Source organism: Oceaniserpentilla sp. 4NH20-0058 (assembly GCF_040371755.1).
Lineage (GTDB): Bacteria > Pseudomonadota > Gammaproteobacteria > Pseudomonadales > Oceanobacteraceae > Bermanella.
Genome location: NZ_BAABWE010000001.1, coordinates 425,058 through 440,756, shown reverse-complemented (window position 1 = coordinate 440,756; position 15,699 = coordinate 425,058). Strand labels below are relative to the sequence as shown.

The following is a 15,699-nucleotide window of genomic DNA, read 5'->3' as shown; positions in this document are numbered from 1 at the left end:
CGTGATTTGTAAAGATTGTTTCTACGATAACTTAAAATAATAATATTACCTTCAAGGATGTATCTCATGTTGTCTTGGTTGTGGCAATTCGTTAAACCCTATAAGTCTCAGGTATTTTTGGCCTTGGTAGCATTGCTGATGACTTCTGCGGTAACTCTCTCCATAGGCGAGGGTTTAAAGCAGATGGTGGATGAAGGTTTTTCAGAAAACTCAAGCCAAGGTTTAATTGATGCGCTTGTTGTTATTTTGGTTATCTCTCTTGTATTGGCTATTGGCAGTTTTGTGCGTTTTTATTTGGTGTCTTGGATTGGGGAGCGGGCGGTTGCCGATATCCGTAAGCAATTGCATCAACATTTATTAACCCTACAGCCGAGTTTCTTTGAAGATAATTTAGCAGGCGAAATACAAAGTCGTGTTACTACCGATACCACATTACTCGAAACGGTCATTGGCTCTTCAGTGTCGTTTGCGTTGCGTAATATCATCACCTTTATTGGTGCAGTTATCTTAATGTTTGTGACAAACGCAAAACTTGCGTTAATCGTGCTTACCATGGTGCCATGTGTGAGTGTTCCTCTTGTGTATTTTGGTCGTAAAGTAAGAAATTATTCAAAAGTAAGCCAAGAAAAAGTTGCCAATGTTGGCGCTTGGGCCAGTGAAAGTTTGCAGCATATTAAAGTGGTGCAAGCCTTTACCCGTGAAGATTTAGTATCACAACGTTTTTCAGCATCCGCTGAGATGGCCTTTGATGCAGCTCGTAAGCGTATATTTCATCGCGCCATGCTGATTGCTTTGGTGGTCATTTTGGTTTTTACGTCTATTGCTGCCATGATTTACGTGGGTGGGACGGATGTTATTAATGGTGAGCTGACAGCTGGTGAGCTTTCTGCATTTGTATTTTATTCGTTAATGGTGGCTGGGTCATTAGGGGCGGTTATTGGTGTGTTTAGTGAAATACTCAGAGCAGCAGGTGCGATAGAGCGCATTCGAGAGTTATTCTTAACAAAGCCATTGATTCAATCCGTTGAGTTACCAACTCCTATAAACTCTCAAGATACCTTTAAAGATAATTTAATCGAATTTAATCATGTTAATTTCATCTATCCCTCTAGGCCGGATTATTTAGCCTTGAATGATTTGAGCTTTACCGTGAAACAAGGAGAAAAAGTGGCTTTGGTAGGGCCAAGTGGCGCTGGTAAATCTACACTGTTTGATCTGTTGCTGCGCTTTAGAGATGCAAACGATGGTGAGATTTTATTAGCGGGTACACCTATTACAGAATTAGATATTCATGATTTACGAGATCAATTTGCATTGGTGCCCCAGCAGCCTGTGCTGTTCAGTGCTGATGTGTGGGAAAACTTGCGTTATGGCTCGCCAAATGCGACTCAGGAGCAAGTCATTGCGGCAGCAAAAGCGGCAAATGCACATGATTTTATTATGGAGTTACCAAATGGTTATCATGCGTTTCTAGGTGAACAAGGAGTTAAACTTTCAGGCGGACAAAAGCAGCGATTAGCCATTGCCCGCGCTATATTGCGTGATCCTAAAATCCTTTTGTTAGATGAAGCGACTAGTGCGTTAGATGCTCAAAGTGAATTCTTAGTCCAGCAAGCACTCAATGAATTAATGAAAAACAGAACTACATTTATTATTGCCCACAGGTTGGCCACAGTGGCTCAAGTGGATCGTATCTTTGTATTAGACCATGGGAGACTAATAGATAGCGGTTCGCACCAAGGTTTGATGGCCTCCAGTGAGTTATACGCACGTTTAGCCAAACTGCAATTTGAGGCGGCCACATTGTGATTAAGCTATACCCTTAAATTGCTAGTATGCGCTTTTGGTGAGGCCTAGGTTGAATTATCAATATATTGATTTAGGCTGCCATATTAGACAATATCTAACCCACATCTAATTTAGCCGCTATTTGCTTGTTTGCTATTTTGCTATGTTCTCATTTCCCAATAAAGGCTAAAAATAACTGAGTTAAATCATAGCTCCTTTGGTAATATCTATTTTAAAATCAGTAACCTGCATTCCAACTAAGGTCGAACTAAGGTATAACGGCCCAATGAAGATCCCAAAACGATTACAGCCTCTATATGAGGACGGCCTGATTGACGAAGTGATCAGCCAATTAATGAGCGGTAAAGAAGCCACTGTATATGTAGTAGCCAGCGGTGACGATATTTTATGCGCAAAAGTCTATAAAGATGCGGCCCAACGTAGCTTTAAGCAAGCCGTGCAGTATCAAGAGGGCCGCAAAGCCAAGAACAGTCGCCGCCAGCGAGCCATGGAAAAAGGCAGCAAGTATGGTAAAAAGCAACAAGAGGACGCTTGGCACAATGCTGAGGTAGACGCACTCTATAAACTAGATGCCGCCGATGTGCGTGTACCAAAACCCTTTGGTTGTTTTGATGGTGTGTTGCTAATGGAGCTTGTGTCTGACGATGAAGGCAATGTGGCACCGCGTTTAAACGATGTGGCCTTTGATGAAGCTCAGGCAATTGAAGACCACACCACCATGATGGAGTACATCAAGCGAATGCTGATAGCGGGCGTGGTTCATGGTGACTTATCCGAATTTAATGTTCTGGTGGATGATTACGGCCCAGTGATTATTGATTTACCTCAGGCAGTGGATGCAGCGGCAAATATGCATGCTAAGTCCATGCTAGAAAGAGATGTAAACAACATGCGTGCTTATTATGGTCAATACGCCCCACAATTATTAAATACACAGTACGCTAAAGAAATGTGGGCATTATATGAAGACGGTGAGCTTAAACCCGACACTGAACTTACAGGTTTGTTTGCAGAGGACAACACCGCTGCTGATGTGGACTCGGTTTTAGAGGAAATTAAAGCGGCTCTTCAAGAAGAGCAAGAAAAGCAAGCCAGACTAAAAGAAGACGAAGAAGAGCTTTAAGCGTATTTTTTGTATAACCATGGATAATTATAGCCATGGTTTTTTTATGTCTGCTGTTTTCTACTTGATGGTTTGGTGGCGCTCTAATACCCAGCAGCGTTCATTATTTGTAAAGCCAATGTGCTGGTAGTAATCATTGGCTGCAGGTGCGGAAATTAAAATCAATTTACATTTATCATTTAATTGCTGTTGCACCTTAACTTGTAATGCTTTGCCAATGCCTTGATTTTGGAAAGACTCATCTACGGCTAAATCAGACAAATAACAGGCGTAATGAAAATCCGTCATACACCGTGCAATGCCAACTAACTGATTATTGTGCCATGCACTGATACATAAATTGCTGTTTTCTAACATGCCTTTCAAACAAGTCTCATCGTCTATTGGGCGTCTTTTTGATAATGAAGACGCCTTAAGTAAGTTTGAAAATTGATCAACTGAGATTAATGCGTTGATCTTATATTGAATGTTCACCAGTATTCCTTGGCTGTAAATTAATTAAGTGTCCGTTGCCAATAAATTCGGTAGGCAATGGCTAATAATACACATAAAAAGGCGGGGGCGAATAGGGCGTTAAAGTGTAAGTGGTGAAATAAGAAAGCGCCTAAGCTACCACCTAAAATAAAACCAAGAATTAACCAAAAAAATAAGCGGCATTTTCTTGAATCAAATGGTTCTCGTCTTAAGGCGGAGCCCAGCATAATACCTAAGTCTGTGAAAATTCCTGTCATGTGGGTAGTACGGATAACCGCACCACTGTATTGAGTGGCTAATGCATTTTGTAATCCGCAAGCTGCCGATGCTAAATAGTGACCCATATTGGCCTCTTGATTTAAAAAGTACACAGCTAAACTTAACAACGTTCCTTCTATTAGTAATAACGAGTCGTAATGGCGCCCGAGTTTTAGTGAGGTACTAGTGAGTAAAAAACCACTTAGCATAGAACCAAAAACAAAGCTGGCTAAAATGATAAATAATTCCCAGCTTATTTCAGATAGTGCCCATAATTGTGTACCTAGTAGAGTTGCGGTGCCGGATAGGTGCGAAATAGCTTGATGTTGAAATCCCAGTAATCCGATTGAATTAATGGTGCCAGCAAGCAAAGCAAGTGTAAAAGCACCATATTCAATCCAGCGAGGTAAGGTATTCATGGTATTGGCTTATTAGGTTAAAAAGAATCATGAAACTCATACAAAATTAATGCCTAAATGCTGGATATATTAGTTTTATAGGCAGCTGTAGCGAAATTCATCGTCAAGGTCTAATGGCAAAATTAACGTGCTCAATTGTAAAGCATTGGCCGCTTTGCATAATGCAGTGCGGTTTTGATCATTGCTTACATAATCATCATGATATTCTGCATTAAAAACAGGTTTTCCTGCATCAATGAAAGGAATTAACGCGTCGCATTCGTCATATTCAAAGCATTGCTCGTTTACGGCAAAGTCATAGTAATCCACAAGTTCTTCGATTTGATCTAAATCGTTTTTAAGGCCTACAGATAAACCGTATTCATGAGCGGTATTGGCAATGAATCGATTAAACGCTAATTGATCATTGGCACTTAAATTGAAGCCTGAGTTATTTTGGTAGGCGTCCATATTATCTGGCTCTACGCCATCACATTGTTTTTCGGCGGCGTATTCGATGCGAGCTTCCATAATTTCATGAACACTGCTTAAACGAATATCTAACCAGCGTTCGCCTTCCCAGCCATCTAGATTATTGCCTAATGCTTCTTGTGGAAATTGGCTTTCATCAATTCGCCAATGTTCATAAGAACCTGCTGAGAAGTAACAGATGACTTTTCTGCCATTGGCTTGTAATGCGTTTATTTGTGAAATCGATGTATCGAATAGGTCAACGTCATACACGTCAACGTTATAACTGCTATTAAGGGTCTCACCATTCGGTATCAGTAGTTGCCATTGCCAAGTAGTTAAAACGTTTGGCTGAAACACATTACTGTTCTCTACGGGTGGAGGGTTAAGGGGGAGTTCTGATTTTATATCAGTTGTATTTGCACTGCCACAAGCGCCTAAAAGGCTTGTGATACATATAATTGATAGAGTATTAACTGTTTTCACATGCAACAGCCTAGAGAAATATTAATAACTCTAGGCGTGAATAGACGGCTTTTCAATTTTCATTTAGGTTATTTGATATCACTGTGACTTAGTTTACTAAATTCACACAAACACCTAGCCAATTTATTAACTGTCAGTTTTACTCCCCCAGATATCTTGGTTGACTGAGGTTTCTGAGTCGCTCTTTTTAAGGGAAATTTTAGAGCGTTTTGTTTTTTCAGGTTTACCTGTTTTTGATTCATCTTTACCCTTTAAGTTAGGGTTTTTATAGACCACTTTTTCGCTTGTCTTTTTAGGCTTTAAAAAGGGTTTAGTATCTTTTGATTTGCCCTTATTATTTTTGTATTCGGCTTTTTTATTTTCTGCTTTGCCCTTTAATGCTTGGTAATTTGATTGCGGGCGGGCAGTGGTTGAATTGGTAAATTTAAGTTGCAAGCCTTGAATGAAATTACGCAGGATTTGATCTTGGCATTCACGGAAATGGCGGTGATCAGGTTTGCGGAAAAAAGCCGTTAGCTCGGCTTTACCAATGGCAAAGTCGGCAAGTTCTAGGGTGTCTAGAATATCTTGATCAATAAAGTTTAAAGCAATTTTAAGCTTACGAAAGATAATATTGTTATTCAGACTGTATTCGGCTTTTGGTATTTGACCATCTTTACTGCCACGTTTTTCAATAATAAAGCCGTTTAAGAATTGGGCCATTTCGTGGTCAGTACAGCGGACGTATTCAGGGTCTTCTTCTTTTTTCAGCCAAGTTTTTATAATGTCAGTACTGACATCTAAACCTGCAAGTGCGCAGATTTCGACCATTTTGTGATCGTTGTAATTAAAGGTAAAGCGCAGTCGGCGAAGAATATAGTTGTTAGTCACAAAAAGCTCAGAACAGACGTTAAAAACCGTATTCTAACGGTTTTTGTGTGATTTCGCTGAGTTATTCCGTATCTTGGAATAAATTGATATAAGCCTAGCAGGTAAGCGACAGGGAGAGTCTGTGTTAATATGCGTTTTTTAGAGGTAGATTATGTCAGATCAGCCAAACAATCCGTTACATGGCATCACACTTAAAGCCTTGTTAGAAGATTTAATTGAATATCTAGGTTTTGAAAAGATGGGCAATGAGGTGAATATTCGCTGTTTCACCCATGATCCCAGCCTCAACTCTAGCCTTAAGTTTTTGCGCAAAACCCAATGGGCCAGAGAAAAAGTAGAGGCGCTATATTTAGAGCACCAACAAGCCATTACTCAAAAAAAGAGCATCTATAAACAGCCTTAATCGCTGGCGTCGTTAGAACCCTCAGCGGCTTGTTCGGCCTCTTGAGCCAGTCTTTCACGCTCGGCCTTTGATATATATTTAGGTTTATGTTTAGGGTTTGCTTTCAAATTTGCCTTTTTTGCTTTTGATGAAAGCTTGGTGAAAATCTTCTTTTTACGGTTCATTTAAAAGCCCTCCAAAACCAGTTTGCCTATACTTTGGCTTGATTCGGCAAGGGCATGGGCGGTTTTAAGGTTGTCCACATTGATTTTGCCAAGGTGCTTGCCCAACGTGGTTCCAACTTTGCCTTCATCCACCAGTTGAGCCACTTGATTTAAAATATGGTGCTGGCGAATCATATCGTCGGTTTGAAATAGACTGCGGGTAAACATCAGCTCCCAGTGTAGGCTGACACTTTTCGCTTTAAGTTGTTGGATATTTAATGGGGTAGCTGGGTCGTCAATTAAGCAGATTTTACCCTGAGGTTGGATGATTTGAGCAAAATCATCAAAGTGGCTGTGACTATGGGTAATACTGGCAATGTGGCTTACGCCCTTGATCCCTATGCTTTCAAATTCGCTGGCAATGCCGTTGGTGTGGTTGATTACATAATCGGCCCCCATGGTTTTACACCATTGCTGACTTTCAGGGCGGCTCGCAGTGGCTATCACCGTAACATCAGGGCAAAGTGCCTTAACCAGCTGAATCATGATACTGCCAACCCCTCCGGCCCCTGCGGTAATTAGTAACGAATTTTCTTTAGATTGAAAGGGACGTTTGGTATCGATTTGCAGGCGGTCAAACAGCATTTCATAAGCGGTAAGGCTAGTTAGGGGCAGAGCAGCCGTTTGAGCGCTGTCTAATGTGTTCGGTGCTTTGCCCACTAAGCGTTCATCGACAAGTTGATATTCGGCATTGCTACCTTGGCGATTCATGTCCCCAGCATAAAACACCACATCACCCACATTAAAAAGAGTGCAGTTTTCGCCTATTTCTTCAACGGTGCCTACTGCGTCATACCCTAAGACCTTGGGTTCGGCCTTTTCTGGGCGCGCACGCATGCGGATTTTGGCATCCACCGGGTTCACGCTAATGGCGTCTATTTTCACCAGAAGATCATGACCGGATGCCTTTGGTTTAGGTTGCTGTAATTCAAATAAACTATTGTCATCTGCAATGGGAAGGCTGAGGTCAAAGGCAATGGCTTTCATGTGATCACTAAAGATAAATTGGAGATTGCGCGAATTATAACTCAATTCAATGTTTCGTGTGGCTTCCTTGGTTCAATGGGCTTGATCCGTTAGAATGAAGGCTCTTTTTTATCTTGCTAGGTGAGTCATGGCCCAGTACACACAAGCCCAAATTGAAACACTCGATAAGCAACACGTTTGGCACCCGTATTCTTCATTTACATCACCTTTAGCGCCGTTTCCTGTGGCCAGTACAGATGGTGTGCGCATTACATTGATGGATGGCCGTGAACTGATTGATGGCATGGCGTCTTGGTGGTCAACCGTGCATGGCTATGGTCACCCTAAACTTAAACAAGCGGCCCATGATCAAATTGAAATCATGAGTCATGTGATGTTTGGGGGGTTAACTCATGAACCTGCTGTGACCTTGTGTGAGAAATTAGTGAAGCTTGCACCAGAAGGCTTAAATAAAGTTTTTATTAGTGATAGCGGATCAGTCGCGGTTGAAGTGGCCATTAAAATGGCGTTTCAATACAGCATAAGCCAAGGCCATAAAAACAAAAATAAATTATTAACTGTAAAAAATGGCTATCACGGCGACACCTTTGCCACCATGGCCACGTGCGATCCTGTAAACGGCATGCATCACATGTTTGAAAAGGTGTTAAACCAACATATCTTTGCTGAGGCGCCAGCTTGTTTGTTTGATGAAGAGTTTAACGAACAACATGTAGCGGATATTAAACAAAAACTTGAAGGTCATCGCAGCGAAATTGCTGCCATTATTTTAGAGCCCATCGTTCAAGGGGCCGGTGGCATGCGTTTTTATAGTCCTGACTATTTGAAACGTATTCGTGAACTGTGTGATGAATATGACATTTTATTAATTGCCGATGAAATCGCCACAGGCTTTGGTCGTACCGGGAAAATGTTTGCCTGTGAACACGCAGGTATATCGCCGGATATTTTATGCGTAGGTAAAGCGTTAACTGGTGGTTTTATGAGTTTAGCGGCAACCTTATGTAGTGATAAAGTTGCTAAAGGCATTTGTGAAGGGGAAGCCGGTGTATTTATGCACGGCCCAACGTTCATGGGTAATCCTTTGGCCTGTGCCGTTGCCAATGCCAGTTTAGATTTGTTAATGGAAGATAAATGGCAGCAGCAAGTTGCCAATATTAATGCAGGTTTAGAAAAAGGTTTAGCACCTGCCCGAGCATTACCACAAGTGAATGATGTGCGTATTTTAGGTGCCATTGGTGTGATTGAATTACATGAACCCGTGGATATGCCAACGGTTCAACCCATGTTTGTAGAAGAAGGCGTATGGGTGCGCCCGTTTGGAAAATTGATTTATGTATTGCCGCCATTTGTGATAAACGAAGAAGATTTGGCTTTTTTAACTCAAGCAATGATTAATGTGGTGAAAAAACTTTGAGTGATTTGGAAAATAAAACATCTGTTAGTATTGGTTTAATCAACCCAAAAGATGCGCAAAATGTGGGGTCTGTTTTGCGCGCCATCGGCTGTTACGAAGCAGATGATGTGTATTACACCGGTAATCGTTACGCTTATGCGTTAAAGCACAATACTGATACTCATAATATTCAGTCCACCACTGACATAACAAAAGTGGATGACTTAATTGATGTGCCTTCAAAATACATGACACCATGTACCAAAATTGTGTGCATTGAATTAGTAGAGGGAGCAACGCCGCTACCTGAGTTCGAACACCCTGAAAGTGCGCTTTATATTTTTGGCCCAGAAGATGGCAATATTGGACAAAAGATTATCAATCAGGCAGATGAAGTGGTGTATGTGCCAACCATTGGTTGTATGAATTTAGCGGCGACGGCGAATGTGGTGTTATATGATCGCATGGCGAAGTCTCACCGTGCTAAAGAGCTAATCACACAAGGTAATGAGCTGATTCGTGCTAGCCGTGATGGCAATAATCATTTAATCGTTAAAACGTAATTTTCCGCTCACTTACAATAAATAAGGCTAAGCCAAAATCATGCTTTAACCGTATTCATGCAGTCCATGGTCATAGCGATGAGTTATTTATGGGCCGAGTAGTCATTAAGGGAATATGGTGATTTAAGATTGGGCCAAGCAGATTCACTTTATTGTTTTTTATTTGGCGCAATTTGGTCAGTTTGAATTTACATTCCATAATGGCAGATTGAATTTTTAATCTACACTTATTACTTATATAGATTATTTTTAGGTATGCGGTATGTGGTTTAAAAAGCAACAAGAAAAGCCTGATGCTAGAATTGCTGATATGGCGATGCAAATCTCACAGCTAGAGCAACAAAATGCCAGTTTGATGGCCGAAAATAACCAAGCTAAAGAGAAAGTGGCACAACTTAAAGAATCATGTGGCCATTATGAGAAGTATCTTTCTATTATGTTGGTCAGTTACCAAGGCGTAGAAGATATTCGTCAGTCGATTGCAGGCAGTGCTGAGTCCTTTCGTAATCAAACCCGTCGTATTGAAAGTCAAAGTGTTGTTTATGATGATACCTCAAGTATGTTGCACGATACTTTATCGGGTTTGCATAGTATTGCAGATAACGCACAAAGCAGTTTTGATCAAGCTGCACGCTTGCAACAATCGGCTTCTGAAATATCTCAATTCACAGAAATCATCAATGGTATCTCTGAGCAAACAAATTTATTGGCCTTAAATGCTGCGATTGAGGCGGCTCGAGCAGGGGAAGCAGGCCGTGGTTTTGCGGTGGTTGCGGATGAAGTGCGTTTGCTGGCACAAAAAGCAGGGGAGTCCAGTTCAAAAATCTCAGAGTTGGTAGCGCGTATTGAGAGTGATACGAAAGACACGCAAGACACCATTAACCAAAATTTAGAAAAAACCAAGCATCTAAGCGCCACGTCAGAAAAAATTATGGATTCGGTGGGCAGTGCGTTAGATCTAGCTAAGTCTATGCAAGGCACCATTTCATTAGAAAGCAGTAGGGTGTTTATTCAAGCGGTGAAAATGGATCACCTAGCTTGGAAGTCCAATATCTATCAGATTTATGAGCAAAAACAACATGATAATATTCCTATTACAGATCATAAAGAGTGCCGTTTAGGTCACTGGTATTACGAGGGTGAAGGGGCGGAAAAATACAGTCATTTATCAAGCTTTAAGCAATTAGAAAACGCCCATATAAAAATCCATGAGTATGGGCTTGAAGCCGTTAATAAAATGAAAGCACATGACACGGAAGGGGCGATACAGTTACTTCAGAAAATGGAGCAAGCCAGTGAGGATGTAATGTGTGCTTTGGATAAATTATCGGATGAAATTGAACGTACTTAATAATTAACAGGCAAAAAAAGGCCTCTTGTGAGGCCTTGATTATGTTGTTAACAGTCAGATCACTCAGAGGCGAGTAAGTATTCCATTAAGGCTTTTTGTGCATGAAGGCGATTTTCCGCCTCGTCCCATACCACTGCACGAGGATCATCTAACATGTCGTGTGATATTTCCTCGCCGCGGTGAGCAGGCAAACAGTGCATGAATATAGCGTCTTTATGCGCTAAATCCATAATGGCAGGGCTAACTTGGTAGTCTTTAAATACTTTCTCGCGTGCTTTTTGCTCTTCTTCTTGGCCCATGGAAGCCCAAACGTCAGTCACTAATAAGTGAGCATCTTTTGCGGCTTCTTTGGTATCACGCACAATCCGAACACGATCTTTGTTGTCATTTAAAAGCTCAGGTAGTGGGTCGAAACCTTCTGGGCAGTTCACAACTAATTTGAAATCCCATTGGCGAGCTGCGTTTATGTAGCTGTGGCACATGTTATTACCATCACCAACCCAGACCACGGTTTTACCTTGAATGCTGCCGCGATGCTCTTGATAGGTTTGCATGTCAGCTAATAACTGACATGGGTGATAGTCGTCAGTTAAAGCGTTGATTACCGGAACGCGAGAGTTTTCTGCGAAAGTTTCAACGATGTCATGACCAAAGGTGCGAATCATGATGATGTCACACATACGTGATAGTACTTTAGCGCTGTCTTCAATAGGTTCGCCACGACCAAGTTGAGTATCGCGAGACGATAAAAAGATAGCCTGACCACCTAGTTGTGCGATGCCTGCTTCAAAACTTACGCGAGTACGGGTTGACGATTTTTCAAAGATCATCCCTAGTACTTTATTTTTAAGGGGTTCGTAAATTTCGCCCCTATGTTGCATAGCCTTTAGCTCGATGGCGCGGTTCATGAGCATTTCTAATTCTGAAGGCGTAAAATCCAATAATGTCAAAAAGTGACGGTTTGCCATAATGTTGGCCTTTTATTTTTGTGCGTCGAAATAAGCAATAATTTGCTCGGCCGTTTGTTTGGCCACTGCATCTGCTTCTTCGTCGGTTAAAACAAAGGGTGGTAATAAACGCACCACATTGCCGGCAGTGACGTTTAACAATAAACCTGCCTCTAATGCAGACTTCATTATGCCTGCTGCGTTTTCTTCGGTGTTCAGTACCACACCAATCATCAAACCTTTGCCTCGGTATTCTTTAACCAAACCTGTTTGATCTAAATGTGTTTTTAACTGGTTACGAATGCGATCACCCAGAACAGCCACACGTTCGCATAGGTTATCTTGAGTAATAGTATCTATAACGGCACATCCAGCAGCACACGCTAGCGGGTTGCCGCCATAGGTACTGCCGTGAGAACCCGGTTGCAGTACTTCAGCCGCTTTACCTTTAGCTAGGCAAGCACCGATAGGTACACCGTTACCTAGGCCTTTTGCTGTGGTTAATACGTCTGGCTGCCAGTTAAAGTGTTGGAACGCAAAGTATTTACCAGTACGGCCATTACCGGTTTGAATTTCGTCCAGCATAAGAAGGGCGTCTTTTGTATTACACAACGCACGTAAGCCGTTCATATATTCATCGGTAGCCGAGGTGACACCGCCTTCCCCTTGAACGGGTTCAACCAATATAGCAACAATGTTTGAATTATTTTCAAAGGCATTAGTAGCGGCTTGAAGGTCATTAAATGGCACACGCACAAACCCTTCAACTAGCGGCCCAAAACCGGCTTGTGCTGCTTTGTTAGCTGTGGCCGTTAAGGTGGCTAGAGTTCGGCCGTGAAAGGCGTTTTCCATTACCAAAATAGTAGGGCACTCGATGCCTTTGTTATGGCCATATTTACGGGCAATTTTAATGGCCGCTTCATTAGCTTCAGCACCAGAATTGCTAAAGAATACGTTATCCATACCGCTGATGGCAGTCAGTTTTTCAGCTAATTCTTGTTGGCGACCAATACCGTATAAGTTCGAGGTATGAACCAAGTTTTCAGCTTGAGAACAAATAGCTTTAGTGATGGCAGAGTGGCCGTGGCCTAGGCCGCATACAGCAATGCCGCTTAGTGCATCTAAGTACGGGCGGTTGTCGGCATCATAGACATAAGCCCCTTTACCATGGGTAAAAGTGGCAGATAAACGTCCGTAGGTATTCATAATAGGTTGCATTTCATTCCCCAGCAGCCTAAACGCAAAAAGGCAGCAATGTAGGCCAAACCCCTAATCAAGGGGGCTTACCTAGAGGCTGCCATAAAAAATCAAGGGAAGCATAATACATAACTGGCATGTGAATACAAGTAATGCGGGGGCTGTAGGGGGTTTTGTCTGGTTTAGTCGATTGATCTTAAATTTTATACAAAGCATCTAATTTGGGTGGCACTGGTATCTTGTTTTAGCCTGTTGGTGGCCAACGTTTAGTGGTGTGTTTAGTCATTTAGATTAAGTTGTTCACATATTTGTAAAATTTGCACAGGGTTTTCTGAGTACCGTTTGTTTGACTTGTGAGAGGGTTTTGTGGAACGGTTTAATTCATTTCTATTTAAAGGGTTTAAGTGACATTTCTGTGTAAAAAATCATATTATCCTGTGAGCAATATTTCGCTTAATTGAAAGAAGGAGGAATAAATGAAAGATTTATTTGATGTGGCGGGTAAAGTAGCGGTTATTACTGGTGGTTCTCGTGGAATTGGCGCCATGATGGCGCAAGGTTTATTAGCAAACGGAGCAAAGGTTTACATTACTGCCCGTAAAGAGCCTGAATTAAAAGCCGCACAAGAGCAATTAGGGACTTTAGGTGAGTGTATTGCCATTCGTTCTGATTTATCCACTAACGAAGGCGTTGCCGCGTTTGCAGATGAAATCAAACAACGTGAAGAAAAAATTGATATTTTGATCAATAATGCAGGTGCCACATGGGGCGCTGCATTTGAAGACTTCTCAGAAGCAAACTGGGACAAAGTAATGGATTTAAACGTGAAGTCTATTTTCTTTTTGACTCAACAACTTTTCCCTGCGCTAAAAAATGCAGCCACATATGAAGATCCAGCCCGTGTAATTAATATTGCATCGGTGAACGGTCTAACTCACCCAGGTATGCAAACTTATTCTTATTCGTCATCTAAAGCAGCTGTTATTCATTTAACTAAGCATTTAGCTGTGGATTTAGCTAAAGATAATGTAAACGTTAACGCCATTGCTCCTGGTTTCTTCCCTAGTAATATGACCGCTTTTTTGGCCAATGATCAGGCTATGCATGATGAATTAACCAGTAATTTACCCCGTGGACGTATGGGTGATGCAAAAGACGCAGCCGGTGCCGCTATTTATCTTTCTTCACGAGCAACAGCTTGGATGACAGGTAATACGATTGTATTGGATGGTGGACAAGTAGCCGCTGCGGGTGCCAATGACGGTGGCCATTAATATCTTGGTTTTATGAATGTTAGGCACTGTGGTTTCACAGTGTTTAAAAAACGAAAAAGGCGTTACTTAAAAAGTAACGCCTTTTTTGTGCTAAATAATAAAATTATTAAGCGGTGTAGCGTTTGATTAAGCGCTTACCAAGTTGTGACATGTGAACTTGGTCAGGGCCATCCGCTAAGCGAATAGAGCGTGCAGATGCAAAGCCACGTGGCAAGAATGAATCTTGGCTAAGACCCATGGCGCCGTGCATTTGAATGGCACGTTCAATTACATTGATGGCCATATTAGGTGCCACAATTTTAATTTGTGAGATCATTTCAGCTGCAACTTTGTTACCGTAAAGATCCATGGTGTTAGCGGCTTTAAGGGTTAACAAGCGAGCTTGTTCAATTTCACATGAAGAGCGAGCAATGTCTTCACGTACAGAGCCTTGGTCGGCTAGTTTTTTACCAAATGCAATACGGCTATCAGCGCGATGACACATGGCTTCAAGAGCACGTTGTGCTTGACCAATTAAACGCATGCAGTGGTGAATACGGCCAGGCCCTAAACGGCCTTGAGCGATTTCGAAACCACGACCTTCACCAAGAATGATGTTTTCAGCAGGTACACGTACGTTTTCGAATAAAATCTCTGCGTGACCTTCTGGCGCATCATCCCATCCTAATACTTGCATTGGACGTACGATTTTAACTCCAGGGGTTTTCATTGGCACAAGAATTTGTGATTGTTGAGTGTGACGGTTTGGATTTTCAGGGTCTGTTTTACCCATTACGATCATGATTTCACAATGCTTGTTCATGGCGCCAGAGATGTACCATTTACGACCATTGATTACGTATTCGTCGCCATCACGTACGATAGAGGTTTCGATGTTTGTCGCATCTGAAGAAGCCACTTCTGGCTCAGTCATAGCAAAAGCAGAACGAATTTCACCTGCAAGCAATGGCTTTAACCATTTTTCTTTTTGTGCTTCTGTACCGTAAGTTGAAAATACTTCCATGTTACCCGTATCAGGGGCTGAGCAGTTAAACACTTCAGGTGCCCATACAACACGCCCCATGATTTCAGCTAATGGTGCGTATTCAAGGTTGTTTAAACCGGCACCGAATTCTTTGTTAGGTAAAAAAAGGTTCCAAAGGCCGGCCTCTTTAGCTTTAGGCTTTAATTCTTCAACGATAGGGTGAATGTCCCAGCGATCTTCCATTGTTCCAAGCACTTGTGCGTACTCTGTTTCGCGCGGATAAATATGCTCATCCATAAATGCTTCAAGTTTAGTTATCAGGCCTTTTACTTTGTCACTGTATTCAAATTCCATGATACGGCTCCTATTGTGTGGTTTTTTATTTCTATCTAGTGGGATAAGCATAATCCCAATAGAAGTATTTAGGAAATTTATATTTTGAATACATTTGCATTAGAGGTATTAATAGATGATATATATCAGTTTTGATTTATGAATTATCCCGAAACCTCCATAAATATAAGG

Annotated in this window: 16 protein-coding genes; 7 read left to right on the top strand and 9 right to left on the bottom strand. The window is 41.7% G+C overall.

Going from position 1 to position 15,699, the window contains the following annotated elements; translation table 11 throughout:
• Window positions 1-66 precede the first annotated feature (66 nt).
• On the top strand, window positions 67-1,809 hold the full coding sequence (locus ABWV45_RS02020; RefSeq protein WP_353348167.1) for an ABC transporter transmembrane domain-containing protein: 1,743 nt from the start codon (window positions 67-69) through the stop codon (window positions 1,807-1,809).
• Between the two features lie 265 nt (window positions 1,810-2,074).
• Window positions 2,075-2,932 (top strand): PA4780 family RIO1-like protein kinase, encoded by an 858-nt coding sequence (locus ABWV45_RS02015; protein ID WP_353348165.1) that lies wholly within the window; start codon window positions 2,075-2,077, stop codon window positions 2,930-2,932.
• 60 nt (window positions 2,933-2,992) lie between these two features.
• Here the strand turns inward: ABWV45_RS02015 and ABWV45_RS02010 are convergent, their stop codons facing one another.
• The 4 genes from ABWV45_RS02010 to ABWV45_RS01995 all read right to left on the bottom strand — a co-directional run bounded on the left by ABWV45_RS02010 (window position 2,993) and on the right by ABWV45_RS01995 (window position 5,889).
• Window positions 2,993-3,406: a GNAT family N-acetyltransferase gene (locus tag ABWV45_RS02010; RefSeq protein WP_353348162.1), complete on the bottom strand. Its 414-nt coding sequence runs from the start codon at window positions 3,404-3,406 to the stop codon at window positions 2,993-2,995.
• A gap of 20 nt (window positions 3,407-3,426) precedes the next feature.
• On the bottom strand, window positions 3,427-4,083 hold the full coding sequence (locus ABWV45_RS02005) for a YoaK family protein (RefSeq protein WP_353348160.1): 657 nt from the start codon (window positions 4,081-4,083) through the stop codon (window positions 3,427-3,429).
• Window positions 4,084-4,158: 75 nt separating this feature from the next.
• Window positions 4,159-5,019 carry an endo alpha-1,4 polygalactosaminidase gene (locus tag ABWV45_RS02000; protein ID WP_353348158.1) on the bottom strand — a complete coding sequence of 287 codons (861 nt, stop codon included), beginning with the start codon at window positions 5,017-5,019 and terminating at the stop codon, window positions 4,159-4,161.
• Window positions 5,020-5,145: 126 nt separating this feature from the next.
• On the bottom strand, window positions 5,146-5,889 hold the full coding sequence (locus tag ABWV45_RS01995) for a YehS family protein (protein ID WP_353348156.1): 744 nt from the start codon (window positions 5,887-5,889) through the stop codon (window positions 5,146-5,148).
• A 151-nt stretch (window positions 5,890-6,040) separates the two neighbouring features.
• On the opposite strand from ABWV45_RS01995, the gene ABWV45_RS01990 reads away from it, so the two are divergent.
• Complete coding sequence (locus ABWV45_RS01990) at window positions 6,041-6,292, top strand: VF530 family protein (protein ID WP_353348154.1); 252 nt, start codon at window positions 6,041-6,043, stop codon at window positions 6,290-6,292.
• On the opposite strand, the gene ABWV45_RS01985 is transcribed toward ABWV45_RS01990, so the two are convergent.
• Both ABWV45_RS01985 and ABWV45_RS01980 read right to left on the bottom strand, forming a co-directional pair.
• The gene (locus tag ABWV45_RS01985; RefSeq protein WP_353348152.1) at window positions 6,289-6,456 is read right to left on the bottom strand and encodes a DUF2986 domain-containing protein; all 168 of its coding nucleotides are present in this window, start codon (window positions 6,454-6,456) and stop codon (window positions 6,289-6,291) included. The two genes, ABWV45_RS01990 and ABWV45_RS01985, sit on opposite strands and share 4 nt — an antisense overlap.
• Entirely contained in the window at window positions 6,457-7,482 is a 1,026-nt protein-coding gene (locus ABWV45_RS01980; protein ID WP_353348150.1) for a zinc-binding alcohol dehydrogenase family protein, read from the bottom strand.
• A 127-nt stretch (window positions 7,483-7,609) separates the two neighbouring features.
• Between ABWV45_RS01980 and bioA the strand changes: the two genes are divergently transcribed.
• From bioA to ABWV45_RS01965, 3 genes are all read left to right on the top strand, one after another.
• A complete protein-coding gene (bioA, locus tag ABWV45_RS01975) occupies window positions 7,610-8,899 on the top strand; it encodes an adenosylmethionine--8-amino-7-oxononanoate transaminase (protein WP_353348148.1) in 1,290 nt (429 codons plus the stop codon).
• Window positions 8,896-9,441 (top strand): RNA methyltransferase, encoded by a 546-nt coding sequence (locus tag ABWV45_RS01970; protein ID WP_353348146.1) that lies wholly within the window; start codon window positions 8,896-8,898, stop codon window positions 9,439-9,441. The genes bioA and ABWV45_RS01970 overlap by 4 nt, the downstream gene beginning before the upstream one ends.
• Window positions 9,442-9,703: 262 nt before the next feature.
• Window positions 9,704-10,792 carry a methyl-accepting chemotaxis protein gene (locus ABWV45_RS01965; RefSeq protein ID WP_353348144.1) on the top strand — a complete coding sequence of 363 codons (1,089 nt, stop codon included), beginning with the start codon at window positions 9,704-9,706 and terminating at the stop codon, window positions 10,790-10,792.
• Window positions 10,793-10,851: 59 nt separating this feature from the next.
• Here ABWV45_RS01965 and argF read toward each other — a convergent pair whose 3' ends face one another.
• The gene (gene argF / locus ABWV45_RS01960) at window positions 10,852-11,760 is read right to left on the bottom strand and encodes an ornithine carbamoyltransferase (protein ID WP_353348142.1); all 909 of its coding nucleotides are present in this window, start codon (window positions 11,758-11,760) and stop codon (window positions 10,852-10,854) included.
• Window positions 11,761-11,772: 12 nt separating this feature from the next.
• Window positions 11,773-12,957, bottom strand: coding sequence for an aspartate aminotransferase family protein (locus ABWV45_RS01955; RefSeq protein WP_353348140.1), 1,185 nt, complete (start codon window positions 12,955-12,957; stop codon window positions 11,773-11,775).
• A 455-nt stretch (window positions 12,958-13,412) separates the two neighbouring features.
• Between ABWV45_RS01955 and ABWV45_RS01950 the strand changes: the two genes are divergently transcribed.
• Window positions 13,413-14,210: an SDR family NAD(P)-dependent oxidoreductase gene (locus ABWV45_RS01950; RefSeq protein WP_353348138.1), complete on the top strand. Its 798-nt coding sequence runs from the start codon at window positions 13,413-13,415 to the stop codon at window positions 14,208-14,210.
• A gap of 106 nt (window positions 14,211-14,316) precedes the next feature.
• On the opposite strand, the gene ABWV45_RS01945 is transcribed toward ABWV45_RS01950, so the two are convergent.
• Window positions 14,317-15,528, bottom strand: coding sequence for an acyl-CoA dehydrogenase family protein (locus tag ABWV45_RS01945; RefSeq protein ID WP_353348136.1), 1,212 nt, complete (start codon window positions 15,526-15,528; stop codon window positions 14,317-14,319).
• Between the last annotated feature and the right edge of the window lie 171 nt (window positions 15,529-15,699).